The sequence below is a fragment of the Citrobacter sp. BDA59-3 genome, assembly GCF_015167655.1.
In the GTDB taxonomy this organism is placed as follows: Bacteria; Pseudomonadota; Gammaproteobacteria; order Enterobacterales; family Enterobacteriaceae; genus Phytobacter; species Phytobacter diazotrophicus.
Window position 1 is genome coordinate 3950155 of record NZ_CP063427.1, and the last position, 16358, is coordinate 3966512.

Sequence of the window (16358 nt, forward strand, 5' to 3'; positions counted from 1 at the left end):
GGGATAAAGGAGACACAGCATAATTGTGCCTTGAAAAAGCATGATAATTTACATTATCTCCTTTTTTTCTCCACGTTTGCTTTATCTGTTCCCGCTACATTGAGCACACATTCATTGATTTCAGCAATGTCAAAATAACAATGCGCAGCAAAACAACGAGGTCTTGTTTCTGATGGCGAATTTTTTTATTGATCGCCCCATTTTTGCGTGGGTACTGGCGATCCTGATCTGTTTAACCGGAACCCTTGCCATTATTTCTCTGCCAGTGGAGCAATACCCTAATCTGGCCCCACCTAATGTCCGTATTACCGCTAACTACCCGGGCGCATCTGCCCAGACGCTGGAAAACACCGTGACGCAGGTTATCGAGCAGAACATGACCGGCCTCGATAATCTGATGTACATGTCATCACAAAGCAGCAGCGCCGGGCAGGCCACGATTACACTCAGTTTCTCCGCCGGTACGGACCCCGACGAGGCCGTGCAGCAGGTACAAAACCAGTTACAGTCTGCTCTGCGTAAACTCCCCCAGGCCGTTCAGAACCAGGGGGTAACGGTAAGAAAAACCGGTGACACCAACATCCTGACGCTGGCGTTTGTCTCTACCGACGGCTCGATGGATAAACAAGATATCGCCGACTATGTCGCCAGTAATATTCAGGATCCCATAAGCCGCGTGAATGGTGTTGGCGATATCGATGCCTACGGTTCACAGTATGCTATGCGTATCTGGCTCGACCCGGCGAAGCTTAACAGCTACCAGATGACCACTGACGATGTGACCAGCGCGATTAAATCCCAGAACGCCCAGGTCGCCGTTGGTCAGCTCGGCGGCTCACCTTCGGTAGACCGTCAGGCGCTGAACGCCTCGATTAACTCACAATCGCTACTCCAGACACCGCAGCAGTTTCGAAATATCACCCTGCGGGTTAATCAGGATGGTTCCGAAGTGCGCCTTGGCGATGTCGCCGAGGTTGAACTGGGTGCTGAGAAATATGACTTCCTGAGCCGCTTTAACGGTCTCGCCGCCTCCGGGCTGGGGATTAAGCTGGCCTCCGGTGCGAATGAGATGGCGACCTCGGAATTAGTGCTAAAACGCCTGGATGAGCTGTCGCAATATTTTCCGCATGGCCTGGAATATCGGGTCGCCTACGAGACAACCTCTTTCGTTAAAGAATCCATTATCGATGTGGTGAAAACGCTGCTGGAAGCTATCGCGCTGGTCTTCCTCGTGATGTATCTCTTTTTGCAGAATTTCCGCGCAACGCTCATCCCGACGATTGCCGTGCCGGTGGTGTTAATGGGGACCTTCGCCGTTCTCTACGCCTTTGGCTATAGCATCAACACCCTCACCATGTTTGCGATGGTCCTCGCCATCGGCCTTCTGGTGGACGACGCGATTGTCGTGGTGGAAAACGTCGAACGTATCATGAGCGAGGAAGGTCTTTCGCCCAGAGAAGCGACGCGAAAATCGATGGCGCAAATCCAGGGTGCACTGGTGGGTATCGCGATGGTGCTTTCGGCGGTATTTGTCCCGATGGCGTTTTTTGGCGGTACCACCGGGGCGATTTATCGTCAGTTCTCCATCACTATCGTTTCCGCTATGGTGTTATCCGTGCTGGTGGCGATGATCCTCACACCAGCCCTGTGCGCCACGCTGCTTAAACCTCTGCATAAAGGCGAGCACCACGGGGAAAGAGGTTTCTTCGGCGCGTTTAACCGCATGTTTAACCGCAACGCCGACCGTTACGAAAATGGCGTGGCGAAAATTCTGCACCGCAGCCTGCGCTGGATCCTGCTCTACGTTTTGTTGCTGGGCGGCATGGTGTTTTTATTCCTGCGCCTGCCAACGTCTTTTTTACCGCTTGAAGATCGCGGGATGTTTATGGCATCGGTACAACTGCCGAGCGGCGCGACGCAGCAGCAGACGCTGAAAGTGGTGCAAAAGGTTGAAGATTACTTCTTCAAAAATGAGAAAAACAATGTCGCGTCCGTCTTCGCCACCGTTGGTTCCGGCCCCGGCGGGAACGGCCAGAACGTCGCACGTATGTTTGTGCGTCTGAAAGACTGGGGCGAACGCGATCCGAAAACCGGCAGTTCCTTTGCCATCATTGAGCGTGCCACCAAAGCGTTTCGCCATATCAACGAAGCCCGCGTGATTGCCAGCAGTCCGCCGGCAATCAGTGGCCTGGGCAGCTCCGCCGGTTTCGATATGGAATTGCAGGATCACGCGGGGGCCGGGCACGATGCGCTCATGGCGGCGCGCGACAAACTGATTCAAATGACCGACAGCAATAAGATGCTGACGCGCGTGCGTCACAACGGCCTCGATGACAGCCCGCAATTACAGGTCGATATCGATCAGCGTAAAGCTCAGGCGCTCGGGGTCTCAATCAATGATATCAACGACACGCTGCAAACTGCCTGGGGTTCGAGTTATGTGAATGACTTTATGGATCGCGGCCGCGTGAAGAAAGTCTACGTTCAGTCAGCGGCAAAATACCGCATGCTGCCGAGCGACATTAATCTTTGGTATGTGCGTAACAGCAGCGGCGGCATGGTGCCCTTCTCCGCCTTTGCCACCTCGCACTGGGAAACCGGCTCCCCGCGTCTGGAACGTTATAACGGCTATGCGGCAGTAGAGATTGTCGGTGAAGCGGCACCGGGTATCAGTACCGGTACCGCCATGGATACCATGGAAAAACTGGTTAGCCAGATTCCCGGCGGCTTTGGTCTGGAGTGGACGGCCATGTCCTATCAGGAGCGCTTGTCAGGCTCACAGGCACCGGCGCTTTATGCGATTTCTCTGCTGGTGGTGTTCCTCTGCCTGGCCGCGCTTTATGAAAGCTGGTCAGTGCCGTTCTCGGTGATGCTGGTCGTACCGCTCGGGGTGATTGGCGCGCTGCTCGCCACCTGGATGCGCGGACTGGAAAATGACGTCTACTTTCAGGTGGGCCTGCTGACGGTTATCGGGCTATCGGCGAAGAACGCCATCCTGATTGTCGAGTTCGCCAACGAAATGAACCAGAAGGGTCAGGATCTGCTGTCGGCAACACTGCACGCCTGCCGTCAGCGTCTGCGCCCGATTCTGATGACCTCTCTTGCCTTTGTCTTTGGCGTTTTGCCGATGGCAACCAGTACGGGCGCAGGCTCCGGTAGCCAACATGCTGTGGGTACCGGGGTAATGGGCGGGATGATTTCAGCAACTGTGCTGGCAATCTTTTTTGTTCCTCTGTTCTTTGTGCTGGTCAGACGGCGCTTTCCGCTGAAAGAACGTCAGGAATAATGAGCAAACAAAAAGGCGGCCTGTTAAGGTCGCCTTTTATTGCGTGATTAATTTCACACTTTTATCGTTTTAAGCAATCACTGCTTTTATGATTCTTCTGGAATTATTTACGAAGCATGCCTTCGATAAAGTCTTTCCAGTTCCCCAGTTCATGTTCAATCATAACTACCTCTCTTATTATTGTGCTTATTCTACGAGAATCCGACATCGCTGTGAAGATATTTCAACCAATTGCTTTGATTGGTCTCTCATAGTATTTGCATTGACGAAATAACTATGCTCCAGAATTTGGCTATTTAATGTGAGCGATAGCAATATTCGGAAACATTTAGTACAAACCCTGATGTACCCCGGCCTGTAGCGTCATCAAGGTGTAGTCAGAACGTATCTTTGAAGTAGCTAATAAGATGATTTTTTGCCATCAGGTGAAACTTTTGTTTATTTAACAAGCTGGCCAGGCTCGTAAATGACATCATTTTCACATTATTAATTATCACCCTTAGTATTTCTTTAAACTCGTACATATTGCTGATGGCAAACCCTGGCGGGTAAATTTAATAACAGGAAGTATGATTACCCTGCGAATGAAATGATATTATATGTTTATTCGCCCATTATTATTCTAATTTTTTGGGCAATTAACCAAAGATAAGACAAAAGGATTCACCATGCTTACTCTGTTTGGCATCAAAAACTGCGACACCATCAAAAAAGCCCGCCGCTGGCTGGAAGCACATCAGGTTGATTATCGTTTTCACGATTATCGCGTAGACGGTCTTGATGCCGATCTATTGCAGCAATTTATTGCGGAACTGGGGTGGGAAGCGCTGCTCAATACCCGGGGTACCACCTGGCGCAAACTGGATGAATCGCTGCGCGCAACCATCACAAACGCGGATTCCGCCGCCGCGCTGATGTTAGAAATGCCGGCAATTATCAAACGCCCATTGCTCTGCGCGCCCGGTAAGCCTATGCTGCTGGGTTTCAATGAATCCAGTTATGAGACGTTTATCAACGAGGTGTAGTTTATGTCGTGCCCGGTTATTGAGCTGACGCAACAGCTTATTCGTCGCCCTTCTCTGAGCCCCGATGATGCAGGGTGTCAGGCGTTAATGATCGAACGTCTTCGCGCCATCGGTTTTACCGTTGAGCCGATGAATTTTGGCGACACACTGAATTTCTGGGCATGGCGTGGACAGGGTGAAACATTGGCCTTCGCCGGACACACTGACGTTGTGCCTTCCGGGGATGCTGACCGCTGGATCAACCCGCCGTTTGAACCTACCATCCGCGATGGCATGCTGTTTGGTCGCGGCGCGGCCGACATGAAAGGCTCGCTGGCGGCCATGGTTGTCGCCGCTGAACGTTTTGTTGCGGCTCACCCCAGGCACAAAGGCCGTCTGGCGTTTCTGATCACCTCTGACGAAGAGGCCAGCGCCGCCAACGGTACAGTGAAAGTCGTTGAAGCCTTAATGGCGCGCAATGAACGCCTGGACTACTGCCTGGTGGGTGAACCCTCCAGTACCGAAGTGGTGGGCGATGTGGTCAAAAATGGTCGTCGCGGTTCGCTGACCTGCAATTTAACCATTCACGGCGTGCAGGGGCATGTTGCCTATCCGCATCTGGCGGATAACCCGGTACATCGCGCGGCGCCCATGCTCAATGAGCTGGTGGCGATCGAATGGGATCAGGGTAATGAATATTTCCCACCGACCAGCATGCAGGTGGCGAACATTCAGGCAGGTACTGGCAGTAATAATGTGATCCCAGGCGATCTCTATCTACAGTTCAATTTCCGCTTTAGCACCGAACTTACCGATGGGATGATCAAAGAACGCGTTGCCGCACTGCTGGAGAAACATCAGTTGCGCTACACCATTGACTGGTGGCTCTCTGGTCAGCCGTTCCTGACCGGTCGGGGTAAGCTGGTTGATGCGGTGGTCAATGCCGTTGAGCACTATAATGAGATTAAACCGCAGCTGTTAACCACTGGCGGCACATCAGATGGTCGCTTTATTGCGCGTATGGGCGCGCAGGTCGTTGAACTGGGGCCAGTTAACGCCACTATTCATAAAATCAATGAATGTGTGAATGCGGCGGATTTGCAGCTGCTCGCCCGCATGTATCAACGCATCATGGAACAACTCATCGCCTGACGGGGAGGAACGCATGGAATGGTTCGCGAAATACTGGTGGATTCTGGTGCTGGTTTTTTTACTCGGTGTACTGCTGAATGTGATCAAAGACCTTAACCGCGTCGATCACAAAAAATTTATGGCTAACAAACCGGAGCTCCCACCGCATCGTGATTTTAACGATAAGTGGGATGATGAGGACGACTGGCCGAAGAAAGACCAGAAGAAGTAATCCCGCCCAATCTGCCCGGCTGCGTCATGAGCCGGGCACGTTTTGTTAGATCAATTCAATAATGTCATCGTCATCCGGTTTACCGCCACTCAGCGCTTCATCGAAATAGTGCTTCGGTACGGTATAACGCAGGTGATCGAGGGCGAACTGCAAACTGCGATCATCAATCGCATGCCCTAAATCCTCCACAATATCGAGCGTCACATCGCCACCTGCACGTAGCAACGCTTCCTGCGCCGCAACCGCATGGGCCAAATCAATGACGCGATCTTCACCGCCGTGAATCAGGTGAATGGTTGATGCCGTCGAGGCCGTCTGCGGCAGACTGGCGTAACGTCCATTAAAGGCGATCACGCGGGATGCCAAATCGGGCTGCGCTTTTACGCCCTCCAGCGCCATGATGGAGCCTTGCGAAAAACCAATCAGGGCGGTGGCCTGTGCGTTTACGCCGCTTTGCTGCTGCCAGTAGCGAACCGTTTCAATAAATACCGGCATAATGGCATCAATGCGTGCCTGGCGGTTTTCTTCGGTAACACCCTGCACGGAGAACCACTGACGCCCCGTTGGACCGCAGGGCTCCACACCCCCGATGCTGACAATCATCGCCTCAGGAAACAGCGGTGCGAAGTAGCTGCCAATCTGCCCCATGTTCGCCGGGTTATCGCCAACGCCATGAAAGAAAAGCAGTAACTGTTTCGCGGCGCCTGCCGGTTGTTGAACAACAAAATGATCATGTTTCATGGCGGTCTCCTTAATTCGTTGCCTGCAGTTTACGCCGGGGAGGAATAATCACCATGCCATTTAACTGAATGAGTTAGTTAAAAAAATTGCAGTTGGCGCACCTGCTCTTTCAGCAAAATCGTGCGTTCAGGATTGAGTAAGGACAGTGCCGATGCGGCCTCCTGGCGCTGTGCGACCAGCAGAGCCTTGCGGCCCGAAAGCGCCCGTGCGTGGCAAATATCTGCCTCACTGCGCTTCTCTGTGAGCTGCATCCGTAATGCATTCAGGGGTAAATCGACCTGCACCAGCAACCTTTGCAACGCACCCGTTGACGAAGAGAGCGGGCGATGAGCAAAGGCAAACCCGGCCAGTTCCTGCCAGTCATCTTCATTAAGGGTAGTCTCTGGACTGACAGTAAGGGGTAACTTTTCCCCTTTCCAGGTATCAAGCCAGGGTAAATCTCGCGCCAGCCTGCGCTGCTCATTGGCGGCAAGCGCCTGTCCTGCCGCCGTCAGCGGCAATACTGCCATGGCGGTATAGCAGCCACTGCTCGCCTCCCGGTGGCTGCCAAGCCTGACCAGTTGGAACCCGCATCGCTGCCAGAAATGCCACAGCGAAGCCGTATAGCCGAAACTCACCGAGAGGTAATCGCAGCCCGTCACATGCTGGCGGGCATGCGCAACTAACGCCTGCCCAAGCCCTTCCCGCTGACGTGACGGATGGACGGCAATGCGGCTCACGCGTAAACCGCGCAACGTCGCAGCAAGTGGGCTGCCCCCGTGGGCCGCCAGCGACTGCGCCACCAGATTCCCACGAGGACGACGAAATCCCGCCCAGACAGCCTGGCTGAGTCCGGCTGACAATCCCCCCTCCTCCACCAGCCAGAGCGCTGCCAGTAATGCATCCGGCGTTTTCGTGAGCCAGAAATGTTGCCCCGGCGCATCCATCATACGGCGCAAATCCAGAGGAGAGGTGCGGTAATGGGCGCTGGCAAGCAGCCGATAGAGTGCAGACGGAAGTGAGGGGTCTGTGGACCATGCGGATTGGTCAAGCGAAAGGATTGTCGCCTCGCCCGTCGGTTTCGTCAGCGCCGACGCATCGTCAAACAACAACACCCTGTTGATAAACGCTTCCAGCGGGCAGCCTTCTGCCCAGCGCAGGGGAGTGTGCAACTGGCGGTGTATGAGATGAGGAAAACCGGCACAGAATTTTAATAAGAAGCCCTGCCCGGTCCCTTCGTAACCTTGTACCGTGGTGGTCAACAATACATAACGGAACGCCGAGACGAGCGTCGTCAGCAGCGGCCCCGGAATGGCTGCCGCTTCATCGACGACTAACCACTCTGACAGCGGCTCCCCCTGGGCAATGCGTGCGAGTAACGCATCCGGGGCAATAAAAGTCATCTCTCCGGCATAGTGTGCCAGCACATCCGTTGCAGAACGTCCCGGTGCGGTAACAATGGCCGACGTTGCCAGACGCGCAATATGCATACCCGCCAGGGCTGACTTCCCTCGCCCGCGCGGTGCCGTCACCACCATGACACCCGGCGGCATCACGGCAAGTTCAGCCAGAATCGCTCGCTGTTCCTCTTCGGGCGCGCCTGTCGCGGCATGCCAGGCGGGGCGCGCAGAAAAATCAGGGGGACGGAATGGATGTGCGTGCGACCAGAGCATCACGTTTTCGTCTTGCCGCAGCGCCCGACAAAAGTGTTCAACAAAGCGCGGCGTGGCAATCGGCTCGGCGGTGTCACTCCAACGACAACTGTCGTTATCAGGCCGTTGCGCCCATGCATCAAGCGGCGGAGTAAGGAGGACCAGAAAACTGCCCGGTTTCAGCGTACCACTGAGCGCCGCGAGCGCGGCGACATCAAAACCGTAACGGGCATCCAGCACGGCATGGGTGAATTCGCGGCCAAGCAAGGTGGTGAGCGCACGCGGCGCGCAGTGTAGCGGCCAGTCTGTTGATTCACCTACCCACAGCCAGTCGCCGGGTAATGAGGCTCGAAGGTGATTGGCCTGTTGCAGGCACACCTCACCTTCACCCGCGATAACCAGCAAACGGCGGATCCCCTGATCCGCCATTTGGGCACTTAATACAGTTAATGACATTCAGATGTCCCGGCACCGAACACTAAAGCGTACCGCTAAACGTATTGCACTGGGCTGGGTCGCCGCTGTCCATCCCGCGTTTGAACCAGTTATAACGCTGTTCGGAGGTGCCATGGGTAAACGTATCGGGGATAACCAGCCCCTGGCTACGTTTCTGCAATCGATCGTCGCCCATTGCGGTCGCGGCATTCAGCGCCTCTTCCAGATCGCCTGCATCCAACACGCCTTGTTGTTGCATGCTGTGTCCCCAGACCCCGGCATAGCAGTCGGCCTGCAATTCCAGACGTACCGACAGCGCATTGGCCTCGGTTTGTGACGCATTTTGCTGGAGCTGGCGTACTTTAGCCTCTGTACCGAGTAATTTTTGCACGTGATGTCCGACTTCATGAGCAATGACATACCCCTGAGCGAAATCACCGTTCGCCCCAAGCTTGTGCTTCATGTCGTCATAAAAGGAGAGATCAATATAGACTTTACTGTCCGCCGGGCAATAAAACGGCCCCATAACGGATTGCCCGGTACCGCAGCCCGTTGTCACCCGGTTACGGTACATCACCAGTTTGGGTTGCTGGTAATAGCGCCCCATTTTTTCGAAAAGTTGCCCCCAGGTGTCTTCGGTCGTGGCGAAGATAACACTGGTGAATTTCGCCGCTTCATCTTCCTGAGGGCTGATGGAGCGCTGCTGAGAACTGTTGCCGACCGGTTCCCCGGTGATAAGGCCCGTTAAATCCACACCGTAGTAACTGGCGAAAATGACCACCACCAGCAGAATGATGCCGCCCTTACCGCCCGGCAGACGAAATCCTGGCCCCCGAATAACGGGTCCGCCCGATTCATCGCGCCGGTCTTCAATATTGTTGCTTTCACGACGCCCTTGCCAGCGCATAACCACCTCATTATCTAACGTATTAATAATGATCGTAGGCGGTTGCGGGGAGGATTACCATAAGAAAAAAGAGGCAAGGAACCAGAGGATGCGCGCATCCCCCGGTTTGCAGCGGATTATCGCTTAGTCCAGCTTAACACCCAGACGATGGGCAACGGCTTCGTACGCTTCAATCACGCCGCCCAGGCTCTGACGGAAACGGTCTTTGTCCATTTTTGCCAGCGTTTCTTTATCCCACAGACGGCTACCGTCCGGTGAGAATTCATCGCCCAGAACCACTTCACCTTTGAACAGACCGAACTCCAGTTTGAAGTCGACCAGGATCAGGCCTGCATCATCAAACAGTTTTTTCAGTACATCGTTCGCTTTGTAAGTCAGCTCTTTCATGCGCGCCAGATTCTCTTTGCTCACCCAGCCAAACGTTTCACAGTAGGAGTCGTTCACCATCGGGTCATGCATGGCATCGTTTTTCAGGAACAGATCGAACAGCGGCGGATTCAGCTCGATACCTTCTTCAATTCCTAAACGTTTTACCAGTGAACCCGCAGCACGGTTACGCACCACACACTCTACCGGTACCATGTCCAGCTTTTTCACCAGGCATTCGGTATCGGACAACAACGCTTCCATCTGAGTTGGGATACCCGCTTCTGCCAGTTTGCTCATAATGAAATGGTTGAATTTGTTGTTAACCATGCCTTTACGCTCGAACTGCTCAATACGCGCGCCGTCCCCTGCTGACGTATCATTGCGGAATTCGAGCACCAACAGGTCCGGGTTTTCCGTGCTGTATACGGTCTTCGCTTTGCCACGATACAACTCAGCTTGCTTTTGCATCTTTGTCACTCCAGGTGTGATGATTTAACTAAAAAAGCTATTTTACACCGACGCACACGTTTGCGTCAGCCAAATAAAAAAAGGCCGGAGGTATCCGGCCCTTATTATTACTTGTTAAACGCGGCCTCAAACGCTGCCACCAGGGCGTCGTTTTGCGACTGTGTTAACGTATGACCTTTCGGGTCAATAAACTGGAGGCTACTGCGGTTATCTAAATCACCGACCTGCAGTTTATAGTCGCCAGACGCCAGGCCCGGGTCACGCGCGCCCAGATCGCGCCATGCGCTATCGGACAACGGTTTGTAGGTGATGGCCATGCTACCGGTAGAACGGGTGCTGTCGGTCACTTTCATGCCCACTTTTTCCAGCACTGTCGGCAGGCGCTGCCACACTATGTTGAACGGACCACGCACCACCAGCATCGGCAGACCGGTATCATCCGCGCCGGACTGAACATCAAGCGACTTCACGCTGCGGTTTTCGGCGGCAGCCTGAGCGTCAGTGGATGTTTTATCCAGGCTCTGGGAGATAACATTCAGCATTTCCGTGCTGTAGCGCTGTAACGATGCGCTATCTGCAACCGGCTTACCCGCCTGCTCCAGATTTACGAGTTTAACGGTCACCGCCTGCTGATAACCCTGCGGTTTCACCGAGATTTGATAACGGCCACGATACTGCTGATCTTCATCGAGGCGGTTCCAGTCAACCCAGTCGGTCGTCAACGTCTGACTGGCGTCGTCACGCTTCGCGATGGCGTAGTTTTTCGCCTGGATAATGCTGACAACCTGCGGCCACAGGTTTGTGTTGCGGCCATTTTCAACCAACAGGGTTGCCGTATCGCCAGTAAACTGAGTGCGCGCACCCGTTACCAGTGCCAGCGGCTGCGCCGGCGGACGGATATCCAGCTCTTTACCCACAGCACCACTGCCGTTAGTGGCAGGAATGTTATATTCGCCATTCTGCACCGGCAGGATCATGCCAGCTGGCGCATGAAGTTCCGCAAGCGGTGCGGCATCCAGATAGGACTCGTCACCACTGACCTGACGTTTGTAGCGTGAATCCGAACTGCAGGCAGCGAGTAACATTACAAATGAAACTCCCGCCACCTTCGCCAGGCGCGACTTCTGTACTGAGTAAGCCATCAAATCTCCCTAAACTTTACAGCAATCCGGCATGCTTAAGCGCGGAGCGAACCACTTCACGACCATGATCGGTGATCGGTGTCATCGGCAGGCGCAGCGTATCGGTTGCCACAAGCCCCAACTCCTTACATGCCCATTTCACCGGGATAGGATTGGGTTCGACAAATAGTTTGTTGTGTAACGGCATCAGGCGCTTGTTGATCACACGCGCTTCGGCGAACTGCCCTTCCGCTGCCAGTTTGCACATGTCGGCCATATCACGTGCCGCCACGTTCGAGGTAACGGAAATAACGCCGTGACCACCGAGTTGCATAAAGTCCATCGCGGTTGCATCGTCGCCGCTGAGCAGCAGAAAGTCATCTGAAACCAGCTCTTTGATCTGATGAACGCGACTTAAGTTCCCGGTCGCTTCTTTAATACCGATAATATTTTTAATTTCCGCCAGACGACCCACGGTTTCCGGCAGCAAATCGCAGCCGGTGCGCGATGGCACATTATACAGAATCTGAGGCAGATCGGTGTGTCCAGCGATGGCTTTGAAATGCTGGAACAGGCCTTCCTGTGTCGGACGGTTGTAATAAGGGGTTACTGTCAGACAGCCCACGATGCCGCTGTCATTGAAACGTTGCGTCAGGCTGATGGCCTCCGCGGTGGCGTTTGCGCCAGTCCCTGCGATAACAGGAATACGCCCGTCTGCCAGTTCCAGCGTCATCATCACCACATCCCCATGTTCTTCATGGCTGAGCGTGGCGGATTCGCCGGTCGTTCCTACAGAAACAATCGCCGATGTTCCACTGGCGACATGGTAATCAATCAGTTTTTTCAGGCTTGGCCGACAGACTTTACCGTTATCATCCATTGGCGTAACAAGCGCGACTATACTTCCCGTGAACATGGGCCATCCTCTGTGCAAACAAGAATCTCAATGGTACGTGTGGTGCTGTAATAAAAGCAAGTGACGTGAGGCGTTCCGGCGGTTGTATGCCGGTTTTTTTTATGCTTTCCTTATGATTATCTCAGGTTTGACAGGAAGCACAGGTTTGACTGCCTCATCACAACATTTTCTGGTTATTACTGCGCTGGGTGCCGACAGGCCGGGTATCGTTAATACCATCACGCGCCACGTCAGCAGTTGCGGTTGCAACATTGAAGACAGTCGTCTGGCTATGCTGGGAGAAGAGTTCACGTTTATTATGCTGCTCTCCGGCTCATGGAACGCTATTACGCTGATTGAATCAACGTTGCCGCTTAAGGGCGCAGAGCTGGATTTATTGATCGTGATGAAGCGTACCGCCGCGCGTCCTCGCCCTGCCATGCCTGCCACCGTCTGGGTTCAGGTTGAAGTTCCTGACTCGCCGCATCTGATTGAGCGTTTTACTGCCTTGTTCGACACCTTTCAGATGAATATCGCTGAGCTGGTCTCCCGCACACAACCGGGCGACGCCACCAGGGCCGCGCAGCTTTTTATTCAGATAACCGCTCACAGTCCTGCCTCGCAGGACGCATCAAATATTGACCAGGCATTCAAAGCACTATGTACAGAATTGAATGCACAAGGCAGTATAAACGTGGTCAACTATTCACAGCATGATGAACAGGATGGAGTTAAGTAATGAATCCACTGAAAGCCGGTGATATCGCACCGAAATTTAGCTTGCCGGATCAAGACGGAGAACAAGTAAATTTGGCCGACTTCCAGGGACAGCGTGTTCTGGTGTATTTCTACCCGAAAGCGATGACGCCAGGCTGTACCGTCCAGGCATGCGGCCTGCGCGATAACATGGATGATTTGAAGAAAGCGGGCGTTGAAGTGTTGGGTATCAGCACTGACAAACCGGAAAAACTTTCCCGTTTTGCCGAAAAAGAGCTGCTGAACTTCACGCTGCTGTCCGATGAAGATCACCAAATTTGCGAGCAGTTTGGCGTCTGGGGTGAAAAGACCTTTATGGGCAAAACCTACGACGGCATTCACCGCATTAGTTTCCTTGTCGACGCCGATGGCAAAGTCGAGCATGTTTTTGATGATTTCAAAACCAGCAATCATCACGACATCGTGCTCAACTGGCTGAAAGAGAACGCCTAAGCGGGCTCAAATTGCATCCCCCCCTCTTCCGGGCGTCCCGTCTAAGGCCGCCCTTGTTTTCTGTCTTTGCCTCTCCCGCCAATTATTTGAACTTGATCACACTTTTTCACTCATTTCGACACTAGTGCCGACAATGGCTACTTCTCGTTCGCCCCTGACCATCACTTTTGTTGCCTCACCACCGACGAAACACATAACAACCTGATAAATAATAACTTTAACATCTGGCATGACTTGTGCTTAAGAAGGCTCAACGATTTTCTCGCTTTCTTCTCAAGGAGCCGACATGAACCGCTTTGTGATTGCAGATCCCGAGTGGTGTATAGGATGCAATACCTGCCTTGCCGCGTGTTCGGATGTTCATAAGACTGAAGGGTTGCAGTACCACCCACGATTAACGCTGGTTAAAACGGACACCAAAACCGCGCCGGTCATGTGCCGACACTGTGACGATGCGCCCTGTAAACAGGTTTGCCCGGTGAACGCGATTTCCTTCAAGGATGACGCGGTCTATCTCAACGAAACGCTCTGTATCGGCTGCAAACTCTGCGGTCTGGTCTGTCCGTTCGGTGCGATTACCCCGTCAGGCAGCCGTCCACTCAACATTCCTGCACGCTACGAAAACTTCGTTCCGGAAGAACAACTCCGGGATGTTCCCGCCAGCCCGCCGACCATGCAGCCGTTTTTACGCTGGAACGCAGGGGTACAGACTATCGCTGTCAAATGCGACCTCTGTCACTTCCTGCCGGAAGGTCCCGCCTGCATCAGATCCTGTCCGACACATGCGCTGCATCTGGTACAGGAAGACGCGCTCAATAAACAGTTGAAAGCGCGCCGGCTGCTGGCCGCGCTCAACACGACGGACATGACCTTCGACTCTTCTTCACCCACGCCGGAGCAACGCTAATGGATGCCCTGCAATTATTGATGTGGTCAATCTTGTTATATGTCGCTGGCGGCGTCGCGTCACTGTTACTGGCCCGCCAGGAGGAGCTGGCGATTAAGGTCGCCGGTCTGTCGGCGATGGCGGGCGGATTGCTCGGACTGGCGAGCGCCGTCACCGCGTTAACGGGTGCGCAGACGCTGCACTGGCAGGCCGTCGGTCCCTTCGCGTTTGCCCATTTTATCGTGCGGATGGACAGTCTGGCGGCCTTTATGGTGCTGGTGATTTCCCTGCTGGTGACCGTCTGCGGCCTCTATTCGCTCTCCTACGTGCGCGAATATGTCGGCAAAGGCGTCGGCGCGATGGGCTTCTTTATGAACCTGTTCATCGCATCGATGGTCGGTCTGGTGGTGATGGACAACGCGTTCTGGTTCATCGTGCTGTTTGAAATGATGTCGCTGGCCTCCTGGTTTTTGGTCATCACCGATCAGGACGACGAATCCATTCACGCCGGTCTGCTCTACTTCTTTATCGCCCACGCCGGGTCGGTACTGATCATGGTTGCCTTCTTCCTGATGTGGCGTCAGAGCGGTAGCCTGGATTTCGCCAGCTTCCGTGAGTTGTCGCTATCACCGGGCGTCGCCTCCGCCGTCTTCCTGCTGGCGTTCTTCGGTTTTGGCGCCAAAGCGGGGATGCTGCCACTGCACAGTTGGCTACCGCGCGCGCACCCGGCCGCGCCGTCACACGCGTCGGCATTAATGTCGGGGGTGATGGTCAAAATTGGTATCTTTGGGATCATTAAAGTTGGTATCGACCTGCTCGGACATAGCGGTATTCCGCTGTGGTGGGGCGTGGTGGTGCTGGCCTTCGGCGCAGTGTCGTCGGTGCTTGGCGTGCTCTACGCGCTGGCAGAACATGACATCAAACGCCTGCTTGCCTGGCACACGGTCGAGAACATCGGCATCATTTTGATGGGCGTCGGCGTCGGCATGGCTGGCATTGCGCTCCACCATCCGGTGATCGCCGCCATCGGTCTGCTCGGCGCACTCTTCCATCTGCTCAACCACGCGCTGTTTAAAGGGCTGCTGTTCCTCGGCGCCGGAGCCATTATCTTTCGCCTGCACACACGGGATATGGAAAAAATGGGCGCGCTGGCCAAACGGATGCCGTGGACCGCAGGCGCGTTCCTGATTGGTTGTCTGGCCATTTCCGCCATGCCGCCGCTCAATGGCTTTATCAGTGAATGGTATACCTACCAGTCGCTGTTCTCCCTCACCCGCGTGGACGCCATTATTCCCCGGCTGGCAGGGCCCATCGCCATCGTCATGCTGGCTATCACCGGCGCACTGGCCGCGATGTGCTTCGTCAAAGTTTACGGTGTGAGTTTCTGCGGTAACGCGCGCAGCGAAAAAGCCGACCATGCGCGGGAAGTCCCCTGGCCGATGGTGATTGCTATGTGTCTGCTGGCGCTGTTCTGCGTACTGGCAGGCGTCGGGGCAAATCTGGTTGCGCCACACCTGCTGCACATTGCCCAGTCGCTTTCTTCCCAGCAAACGCTGGCCGTGGCGCAAGGCGCAACGCTGATGCCAGGCGACGCACAGCAGGCAGTACTGACCCCCTCGGTGATCTTCCTGCTGCTTATCGCGATGCCCATACTGCCGGGCCTGTTCTGGTACATCAACCGTCACACCCGTGGCAACTTCCGGCGCACCGGTGATGCATGGGCATGCGGCTATGCCTGGGAAAAAGGGATGGCCCCGTCTGCCGGCAGCTTTACGCAGCCTCTGCGCGTGGTATTTGGCCCGCTTTATCGCATGCGTAAACAGCTCGATCCTGCCCAGCCGTTACAGCGCAGCCTGGGGGGCGTAACTATTGCTGCCACCCGCACAGAGCCGTTCTGGGACGACAAAATCATCCTGCCGCTGGTCAGGATAACCAAACGAATTGCACGTGCGGTGCAGTATCTGCAAAGCGGCGATTTCCGTCTCTATTGTCTGTATGTGATCGCCGCGCTGGTGATCCTGCTGCTGACTATCGCCGTCTAAG

At 54.4% G+C, this 16358-nt stretch carries 15 protein-coding genes; 8 read left to right on the forward strand and 7 right to left on the reverse strand.

Going from position 1 to position 16358, the window contains the following annotated elements; translation table 11 throughout:
• Positions 1-172: 172 nt before the first annotated feature.
• Positions 173-3286, forward strand: a complete 3114-nt coding sequence (gene acrD / locus IP582_RS18535; protein ID WP_193794062.1) for a multidrug efflux RND transporter permease AcrD — start codon at positions 173-175, stop codon at positions 3284-3286.
• A 103-nt stretch (positions 3287-3389) separates the two neighbouring features.
• Here the strand turns inward: acrD and ypfM are convergent, their stop codons facing one another.
• Positions 3390-3449 (reverse strand): protein YpfM, encoded by a 60-nt coding sequence (gene ypfM, locus IP582_RS18540; RefSeq protein WP_100181659.1) that lies wholly within the window; start codon positions 3447-3449, stop codon positions 3390-3392.
• A gap of 505 nt (positions 3450-3954) precedes the next feature.
• Here ypfM and IP582_RS18545 point away from each other — a divergent pair.
• The 3 genes from IP582_RS18545 to IP582_RS18555 are packed head-to-tail and all read left to right on the forward strand — an operon-like array spanning position 3955 to position 5653.
• The gene (locus IP582_RS18545; RefSeq protein ID WP_039079715.1) at positions 3955-4311 is read left to right on the forward strand and encodes an ArsC family reductase; all 357 of its coding nucleotides are present in this window, start codon (positions 3955-3957) and stop codon (positions 4309-4311) included.
• 3 nt (positions 4312-4314) lie between these two features.
• Positions 4315-5442: a succinyl-diaminopimelate desuccinylase gene (gene dapE / locus IP582_RS18550; protein ID WP_193794063.1), complete on the forward strand. Its 1128-nt coding sequence runs from the start codon at positions 4315-4317 to the stop codon at positions 5440-5442.
• A 13-nt stretch (positions 5443-5455) separates the two neighbouring features.
• A complete protein-coding gene (locus IP582_RS18555; RefSeq protein WP_193794064.1) occupies positions 5456-5653 on the forward strand; it encodes a YpfN family protein in 198 nt (65 codons plus the stop codon).
• A gap of 45 nt (positions 5654-5698) precedes the next feature.
• Here IP582_RS18555 and ypfH read toward each other — a convergent pair whose 3' ends face one another.
• From ypfH to dapA, 6 genes are all read right to left on the reverse strand, one after another.
• On the reverse strand, positions 5699-6394 hold the full coding sequence (gene ypfH / locus IP582_RS18560; protein WP_107223197.1) for an esterase: 696 nt from the start codon (positions 6392-6394) through the stop codon (positions 5699-5701).
• A gap of 77 nt (positions 6395-6471) precedes the next feature.
• On the reverse strand, positions 6472-8481 hold the full coding sequence (locus IP582_RS18565; RefSeq protein WP_193794065.1) for a tRNA(Met) cytidine acetyltransferase TmcA: 2010 nt from the start codon (positions 8479-8481) through the stop codon (positions 6472-6474).
• Between the two features lie 22 nt (positions 8482-8503).
• Complete coding sequence (locus tag IP582_RS18570; protein WP_193794066.1) at positions 8504-9367, reverse strand: neutral zinc metallopeptidase; 864 nt, start codon at positions 9365-9367, stop codon at positions 8504-8506.
• Positions 9368-9490: 123 nt separating this feature from the next.
• Complete coding sequence (purC, locus tag IP582_RS18575; RefSeq protein WP_039079709.1) at positions 9491-10204, reverse strand: phosphoribosylaminoimidazolesuccinocarboxamide synthase; 714 nt, start codon at positions 10202-10204, stop codon at positions 9491-9493.
• A gap of 107 nt (positions 10205-10311) precedes the next feature.
• On the reverse strand, positions 10312-11346 hold the full coding sequence (gene bamC / locus IP582_RS18580) for an outer membrane protein assembly factor BamC (protein WP_193794067.1): 1035 nt from the start codon (positions 11344-11346) through the stop codon (positions 10312-10314).
• A gap of 16 nt (positions 11347-11362) precedes the next feature.
• Positions 11363-12241, reverse strand: a complete 879-nt coding sequence (dapA, locus tag IP582_RS18585; RefSeq protein ID WP_071193403.1) for a 4-hydroxy-tetrahydrodipicolinate synthase — start codon at positions 12239-12241, stop codon at positions 11363-11365.
• 145 nt (positions 12242-12386) lie between these two features.
• On the opposite strand from dapA, the gene IP582_RS18590 reads away from it, so the two are divergent.
• The 4 genes from IP582_RS18590 to hyfB all read left to right on the forward strand — a co-directional run bounded on the left by IP582_RS18590 (position 12387) and on the right by hyfB (position 16357).
• A complete protein-coding gene (locus IP582_RS18590; protein WP_197687997.1) occupies positions 12387-12959 on the forward strand; it encodes a glycine cleavage system transcriptional repressor in 573 nt (190 codons plus the stop codon).
• Entirely contained in the window at positions 12959-13429 is a 471-nt protein-coding gene (bcp, locus tag IP582_RS18595; RefSeq protein WP_039079706.1) for a thioredoxin-dependent thiol peroxidase, read from the forward strand. The genes IP582_RS18590 and bcp overlap by 1 nt, the downstream gene beginning before the upstream one ends.
• 286 nt (positions 13430-13715) lie before the next feature.
• Positions 13716-14336 carry a 4Fe-4S dicluster domain-containing protein gene (locus tag IP582_RS18600; protein WP_110294611.1) on the forward strand — a complete coding sequence of 207 codons (621 nt, stop codon included), beginning with the start codon at positions 13716-13718 and terminating at the stop codon, positions 14334-14336.
• Positions 14336-16357, forward strand: a complete 2022-nt coding sequence (gene hyfB / locus IP582_RS18605; protein ID WP_193794068.1) for a hydrogenase 4 subunit B — start codon at positions 14336-14338, stop codon at positions 16355-16357. The genes IP582_RS18600 and hyfB overlap by 1 nt, the downstream gene beginning before the upstream one ends.
• Position 16358 lies beyond the last annotated feature (1 nt).